This is a genomic window from Paenimyroides marinum, from assembly GCF_900108395.1.
In the GTDB taxonomy this organism is placed as follows: Bacteria; Bacteroidota; Bacteroidia; order Flavobacteriales; family Flavobacteriaceae; genus Flavobacterium; species Flavobacterium marinum.
In genome coordinates this window covers 22325-29124 of the sequence record NZ_FNXE01000033.1, presented here as the reverse complement: position 1 = coordinate 29124, position 6800 = coordinate 22325, and the positions used below count along the sequence as shown (strand labels likewise).

Here is a 6800-nt window from a genome sequence, read left to right as displayed (position 1 = left end):
GAACTATGCTTGTAGACAAGCATATCAAATTTATCTTTTGGAATAAAATTGATGATTTGTTTGAAAATCGGCTGACCGACTAATTTCTTTTCTGTATCTTTATTGCTCATATTTTTGATTTGTCGTAAAACCAAAATATGAAAAAAGGAGCTAACCACAATGGGAAGCTCCTTAATTTTGAAAAGTTAGTCGGTTAGTAGTGAAAAAAAATATAATTACCTGTAAATGTTTCATTTATATAAATCTTTCAAAGTACTTTCTAATTCCGGAAATATAAATTTATACTTCATTTCCGACAAATTTTGGGGTTGTACATATTGGCTTGACAATACCAAAGCCGATCGTTCGCCTAAACCAATTTTTATAAAAAGCGCCGGGATATTTGGCAACCACAGCGGCTTTTTTAATTGAACAGCCAGTACCTTTAAAAATTGATTTTGACGCACCGGATTGGAGGCAACTACGTTAAAAATATCGCTTTGTTGTTCTATTAACAACTTATAAATAATCTGTATAACATCGTTAAAATGTATCCAAGACATCCATTGTTTGCCATTACCCAAATTAGCTCCAAATCCTTTTGAAACCACTTTTGCCAGTTCGTGCAAAACGCCGTTATCTTTAGATAAAATCAAACCAAAACGGGTAATAGCAGTTTTAATTCCCAAACCTTCAAACCGTAAATTGGCAGCTTCCCAATCTTTACAAACTGTTGCTAAAAAATCGGATCCATAAACCAATGTATCCTCTTGATAAATGCTATGTTCGTCAGAAGGATAGATTCCAATTGCAGAAGCGTTGACAATGTATTTTACCTGATGTTTAATGGTACTTAAAGCCGTGAAAAGCGTGTTTGAACAATTGATCCGGCTTTCATAAATCTGCTTTTTATTTTTGGTTGTCCATTTGCAATTTATGGTATGTCCTGCCAGATTTACAATAGCATCTACCCCATTAAAACAATTAAAATCGATTTCATTTTTATCAGGATTCCACAAAAATCCCTGATACTCCGAATGTACGTTTTCCAGATCTTTTTCAGAAATGGTCAGATAGTTTACTGTGTGATTTTTCTTTAAAAGTTCTTTACACAAAGCTGTTCCGATAAATCCGGTGGCGCCTGTAACTAAAATTTTCATTTATTTTGCTTTTAATGTCCACTCAAAATCATAAATGCCCACTACATCGCCATTTTCGTCAATTCCTTTTGATTGTACCCAAAACGAAATTCCCTCTTTTGTTTGTAATGCTTCTTTAATTTTTTCACTAATTAATTGCCCTTGATCGCATTTAAAAGTAATAATTCCCGTAGCTTTTTTAGTAAATTGCGATTTTTGATTTAAAACCAGCATAGATATTTTTTGGTTTGATTCTTTTATGGCTTTCATTACTAAAACGCCGGTAGTCAGCTCTGCCCCCATGTTTTGTACGGCAAAATACATAGAACGAAACGGGTTTTGATTAAACCACCGGTGTTTTACCCGTACCGTACAATAATCCGCTTCAAGTGCATACACTCGTACCCCACAAAAATAAGCCGATGGCAAGTTTTTAAATAAATATAAATTAAGATTTCTTACATTAAACTCCATAATTATCAAGGTTTACAGCTAATTTACAAAAAAAATCCACATCAATCATTTAAATTTTATTTGTTAAATATTTGTTAATTATTAGTACTATGTAATACAAAGTACAAGCTTTTGTATATATCTTTGCTATATCAAAATAAAACAATGAGTAATCAACAGATGATTGCAAGGTCAACATTAAAACAACACACATCTCATACTGTTAATTAATTTGAATCGTTTACTCAAGCACCAATAGGTTTTGCGTCATCTGTTTTTTTACTTAAACTAAATAGTGAAGTTCTATGAATATTGAAAACACCAAAGCACAAATGCGCAAGGGAATTCTGGAATTTTGCATATTGTCGGTTTTAAAAGATAAAGATTGTTATACATCTGAAATCTTAGACATGCTGAAAGATGCAAAATTACTGGTGGTAGAAGGTACCGTTTACCCCTTGCTTACCCGTTTAAAAAACGATGAATTATTAAGTTATCGCTGGGAAGAATCTACATCAGGACCTCCGCGAAAATATTACCGATTAACCGAACAGGGCAACGAATTTTTAAAAGAACTGTCGGTAACCTGGAAAGAATTAAGTGATGCCGTTAACATTATAACTAACAAAAATAGCCATGAATAAAACCGTAACCATAAACATAGCAGGACTTGTTTTTCATATCGACGAAGATGCATACAACAAGTTAGACTCGTATATAAACGCTGTTCGTAAATCTATTGAACAAGAAAGCGAAGATGAAATTATTGCCGACATAGAATCGCGGATTGCCGAGTTATTTTCAGAGAGAATTGATCCGCAATCGGGTGTTATCAGAATGAATAATGTAGATGAAATTATTGACATTATGGGGAAACCAGAAGACTATATCATTGAAGATGAACCTTTAAGAGCAAACAATTTCAATACAAACACCAAAGGATACAAAAAAATCTATCGCGATGGCGAAAAACGCATTTTAGGCGGTGTTTGCTCGGGCCTGGCACATTATTTTAACATAGATCCGGTTTGGATGCGCATCATCTTTTTGTTGTTGTTATTCTTGTACGGAACCAGTATGCTGATCTATTTTATTTTATGGATTATTATACCTAAAGCCCGCTCTGTTTCCGAAATTTTAGAGATGAAAGGCGAACCGGTAAACATCTCTAATATCGAAAAACAATTTCGTGAAGGAGTTTCCGCATCGTATCAAACATTAAAAAACAACGGAAAATCGGCAGCAGATGTTATTCGTAAAATTTTTGGGATTATTTTAATTGTATTGTCAGTTATATCCATATTTGGGAGCTTTTTTGCCCCGATAGCATTCAATGCCCAACGAGAATTTATTTTTAACAATATTGTAACCTATAACGAGGCACAAACAGGTATTCCGTTTTGGGGATTAAATTTAAGTCTGTTTTTAACCTCTTGTATCCCTTTCGTTGTTTTACTTTTATGTGGTATTAAAATTTTAAAACCTAAGACAAAACATATTGGATTGGTTTCTGCAATTTTAGGATTTATCTGGTTAGTAGCTGTTTTTATCTTTTCGTATGTAATGATTAATTTAAATTTAGAAAAAGAAAAAATTGAATCGCTTTTCGAAGAAAATTTTGAAACCAAAATATCCAAAGCAGATATTATCTTGAATAATAACGATACATTAAATGTTATTTTTCAGAGAGATCCACGAATTTTCACTATAAACGATTCTATTTCAGGTTCTTTTAAATACAGTGAAGTAGATGATATTAATGTAGAAATTTTAGAATCGACCACAGGAAATACTTTTATTGAAATTGAAGAAAAATTTTTTAATGATAAAAAAATCACATTTACAGGTTACGGATTAACCAAACATAATGTTAAAATAGAGCAAAGTAAAAATAGTAATACATTAAATTACAATTATTCAATAAAAAGTGATACTTTAGTGCTTTCAAATGCCATTTTAACAACGTTGAATGATTTTACCGAAGATTCTAAAGTAAACATTAAGCTATACATAACACCGAATCAAACACTAAAAATCAACGGTAAAGATTATTATAATTTCGTTGGCGGAAGTTATTTAGAGCCAGGTTTTAATTATTATAAATTCAACAATGGAATATTAGAGAACACAAACGATACTATAAACTAAAATAAAAAAGCTTATGTTTTATCTATTATTATTAATCGGACAAACTTTAATTGATCTTGTCAAAAGTTTATTTTAAAGAAAAAACGCTTTCCTTACGAAAGCGTTTTTTGTTTGTTCATTTTCTCGTTGATGACCGAAAAGATAATAGGTATTATCGAAATAAAAATAATCAATAGCACTACTTTTGAAAAATTGTCTTTGATTATTGGAATATTTCCTAAAAAATAACCGCATAAGGTAATTCCGAAAACCCAGATAAAACCACCTATAAAATTATAGGTTAAAAATGTAGCGTAATTCATTCTACCAATTCCAGCTACAAACGGAGCTAATGTTCTTACTATGGGTACAAAACGGGCAATTACAATGGTTTTACTTCCGTATTTTTCGTAAAACTGATGTGTTTTTTCAATATGTTCCATTTTAACAGGTTGTTTGCCAAATATTTTAAAGTTTACGATCCGCATACCAATTTCTTTTCCAATGGTATAATTCAGGGTATCTCCCAAAACAGCAGCAATAAACAATATCATAATTACCAGCCAGATATTTAGGCTTTCGGGAAATTGTGCCGCCAGCATTCCTGTGGCAAATAAGAGCGAATCGCCGGGCAAGAAAGGCATCACCACCAAACCGGTTTCAACAAAAATGATTAAAAACAAAATGGCATAAACCCAAACGCCATAATCTTGAAGAAACACTTGTAAATATTGGTCAATGTGTAAAATAAAATCGATTAGTTCCATGTAAAAAGCTAAAAATTAAAAAATTCACATAAAAAAAAGGCTTTCGCCTTTATATTAAACTGTTGGTCCCTGCCATTCGTTCATTCCGCCAATCAAATTAAACGTATTTTCAAAACCTAATTGATTCATCAATAAACACGTTTGTCCGCTGCGGTTTCCTGAACGGCAATACACATAGTAATTTTTAGATTTATCTAAATTTTCCAAAGCATTTAAAAAATCCTGACCTTGGTAAAAATCGTGATGGATGGCTCCCGGAATGGTACCTTCGCTTACTTCATCTTCTGTACGAACATCTAATATAACGGCATTTTCATCGTTTTGGAAATCATTCCACCATTGATCTTGTTGTAAATCCATTGTATAAAATTTTAATTTTGTTCAAATATAAAGAAATCCTTTAAAACATATTAATTTAGTGGTTTAAAAAAAGTAAATCATGTCATCACATCACATAGTACGCGACGACCAGGAACCCGCATTAATAATAGCTAATGGCGAAACATGTTCCGCTGAACTGTTGCACCAGTTATTAGAATGGAATCCGTTAGTTATTGTTTTAGATAGTGCTATTTCAAGGGTTTTAGAATTGGGGATTAAAGTAGATGTGTTGATTGGCGATTTTGACCGTGATTTTGATTATGAGATTTATAAAGATATCCAATATCCGATGGATGTATTTAAAATAGAAGATCAAAACTCAACAGATTTAGACAAAGCGATCCAATATCTGATTCATAAAAAAATACCCGCAGCTAATATCATTTGGGCAACTGGTCGGCGTATGGATCATACAATGACAAATAGTACCAATATGGTAAAATATCAAGAGAAGATAAAATTGGTGATGCTTGATGATTATTCAAAAATTTTTCCTTTGCAGAAGCACTTTATTAAATGGTATCCAAAAGAAACTATTCTGTCATTGATTCCTGTAGGAACTGTTGAAGGGATTTCAACAAAAAACTTAAAATACGAACTGCAAAACGATTCGTTGGTTTTGGGCTTTAAACCGGGAAGCAGTAATGAGGTTTTATCTGATGGTTTGGTTGAAATAAATTATGAAACCGGCTATTTACTGTTAATGGAATGTAATGATTAAACCATAAAATCGACAAGAACCAAAGCTGCCATTGCTTCAACAATAGGCACAGCACGCGGTAACACACAAGCATCATGACGTCCTTTTCCCTGAATTGTTTTTAAAGTTCCGCCTGATATTAGCATTTCCTGAGGTTGCAATAAAGTAGCAACAGGTTTAAAAGCAACATCAAAATAAATATCCATTCCGTTGCTGATCCCCCCCTGAATTCCACCTGAAAAATTGGTTTTAGTTGTACCGTCTGCGTTATAATAATCGTTGTGTTGTGAACCAAACATTTTTGTTCCTTCAAAACCGCTACCCAGACTAAATCCTTTACACGCATTGATAGAGAGCATTGCTTTTGCCAAATTTGCTTCTAAACGATCAAAAACAGGTTCACCCAAACCAACGGGAACATTTTTAATAACGCAAGTAATGATGCCACCAACGGTATTGCCTTTCTTTTTGGTTTGTAAAATAAGTTGCTCCATTTGTAATGCTGTTTCTATATCCGGACAACGAACAGCATTGGTTTCGGTCAGCGATAAATCTAATTCGGTATATTTCTTTGAAACAGAAATAGATCCAACAGAAGAAACATAAGCCTGAATTTCTACCGGCTTAATAATTTGCTTTGCAATGGCTCCGGCTACAACCCGGGCTGCAGTTTCACGAGCAGAACTGCGTCCACCACCGCGATAATCTCTATGCTTGTATTTTTGCTGATACACATAATCTGCATGACTGGGGCGACAGGCATCTTTCAGCAAATCATAATCATTTGATTTTGAATTCGTGTTCATAATCTGAAAGGCTATAGGGGTCCCCAGTGTTTTCCCTTCAAAAATTCCGGATAAAAAAATTACTTCATCTTCTTCTTTTCGTTGAGTGACCAACTTAGATTGCCCCGGTTTACGTCGTTTTAATTCATCCTGAATGGCTTCTAAATCTAACGTAATATTAGACGGACAACCATCTATGATTCCCCCAATTGCCTTTCCGTGCGATTCGCCAAAAGTAGTTATTACAAATTTTTTTCCAAAAGAATTGCCTGCCATTACGTAAGTTTTTTGTAAAAATAGTAAAAGCTGCCCAATTTAACAGACAGCTTTTTAATTTAAAGTAAACAACAAACAAATTTTTGCTTTTATGCAAAAACAAATTTTATTTACTAAATTTAATTAGGAATGAATATTATCTCCTAATCAAAAAAGAAATTTAACACTAAATTATATTTTAAACAAAACAACT

General features: G+C 32.9%; 8 protein-coding genes. 3 read left to right on the top strand and 5 right to left on the bottom strand.

The window, feature by feature from the left end; translation table 11 throughout:
• Positions 1 to 230: 230 nt before the first annotated feature.
• A complete protein-coding gene (locus tag BLW20_RS11015; RefSeq protein WP_091100663.1) occupies positions 231 to 1139 on the bottom strand; it encodes a TIGR01777 family oxidoreductase in 909 nt (302 codons plus the stop codon).
• Positions 1140 to 1592 carry a DUF4442 domain-containing protein gene (locus BLW20_RS11010; RefSeq protein WP_091100659.1) on the bottom strand — a complete coding sequence of 151 codons (453 nt, stop codon included), beginning with the start codon at positions 1590 to 1592 and terminating at the stop codon, positions 1140 to 1142.
• 284 nt (positions 1593 to 1876) lie between these two features.
• Here BLW20_RS11010 and BLW20_RS11005 point away from each other — a divergent pair, with 284 nt between their 5' ends.
• Entirely contained in the window at positions 1877 to 2215 is a 339-nt protein-coding gene (locus BLW20_RS11005; protein ID WP_091100657.1) for a PadR family transcriptional regulator, read from the top strand.
• Positions 2208 to 3719 carry a PspC domain-containing protein gene (locus BLW20_RS11000; RefSeq protein WP_091100654.1) on the top strand — a complete coding sequence of 504 codons (1512 nt, stop codon included), beginning with the start codon at positions 2208 to 2210 and terminating at the stop codon, positions 3717 to 3719. Before BLW20_RS11005 ends, BLW20_RS11000 begins: the two co-directional genes overlap by 8 nt.
• 92 nt (positions 3720 to 3811) lie before the next feature.
• On the opposite strand, the gene BLW20_RS10995 is transcribed toward BLW20_RS11000, so the two are convergent.
• Together BLW20_RS10995 and BLW20_RS10990 are read right to left on the bottom strand one after the other, a co-directional pair.
• A complete protein-coding gene (locus BLW20_RS10995) occupies positions 3812 to 4465 on the bottom strand; it encodes a DedA family protein (RefSeq protein WP_091100651.1) in 654 nt (217 codons plus the stop codon).
• Positions 4466 to 4519: 54 nt separating this feature from the next.
• Positions 4520 to 4825 carry a rhodanese-like domain-containing protein gene (locus BLW20_RS10990; protein WP_091100647.1) on the bottom strand — a complete coding sequence of 102 codons (306 nt, stop codon included), beginning with the start codon at positions 4823 to 4825 and terminating at the stop codon, positions 4520 to 4522.
• 79 nt (positions 4826 to 4904) lie between these two features.
• On the opposite strand from BLW20_RS10990, the gene BLW20_RS10985 reads away from it, so the two are divergent.
• A complete protein-coding gene (locus BLW20_RS10985; protein ID WP_091100644.1) occupies positions 4905 to 5567 on the top strand; it encodes a thiamine diphosphokinase in 663 nt (220 codons plus the stop codon).
• On the opposite strand, the gene aroC is transcribed toward BLW20_RS10985, so the two are convergent.
• A complete protein-coding gene (gene aroC / locus BLW20_RS10980; protein WP_091100640.1) occupies positions 5564 to 6607 on the bottom strand; it encodes a chorismate synthase in 1044 nt (347 codons plus the stop codon). The two genes, BLW20_RS10985 and aroC, sit on opposite strands and share 4 nt — an antisense overlap.
• Positions 6608 to 6800 lie beyond the last annotated feature (193 nt).

What these genes read in the sequence shown, in the direction of transcription:
- BLW20_RS11015 (WP_091100663.1), bottom strand. Translation starts at nt 1,139, where the DNA reads ATGAAAATTTTAGTTACAGGCGCCACCGGATTTATCGGAACAGCTTTG.
- BLW20_RS11010 (WP_091100659.1), bottom strand. Translation starts at nt 1,592, where the DNA reads ATGGAGTTTAATGTAAGAAATCTTAATTTATATTTATTTAAAAACTTG.
- BLW20_RS11005 (WP_091100657.1), top strand. Translation starts at nt 1,877, where the DNA reads ATGAATATTGAAAACACCAAAGCACAAATGCGCAAGGGAATTCTGGAA.
- BLW20_RS11000 (WP_091100654.1), top strand. Translation starts at nt 2,208, where the DNA reads ATGAATAAAACCGTAACCATAAACATAGCAGGACTTGTTTTTCATATC.
- BLW20_RS10995 (WP_091100651.1), bottom strand. Translation starts at nt 4,465, where the DNA reads ATGGAACTAATCGATTTTATTTTACACATTGACCAATATTTACAAGTG.
- BLW20_RS10990 (WP_091100647.1), bottom strand. Translation starts at nt 4,825, where the DNA reads ATGGATTTACAACAAGATCAATGGTGGAATGATTTCCAAAACGATGAA.
- BLW20_RS10985 (WP_091100644.1), top strand. Translation starts at nt 4,905, where the DNA reads ATGTCATCACATCACATAGTACGCGACGACCAGGAACCCGCATTAATA.
- aroC (WP_091100640.1), bottom strand. Translation starts at nt 6,607, where the DNA reads ATGGCAGGCAATTCTTTTGGAAAAAAATTTGTAATAACTACTTTTGGC.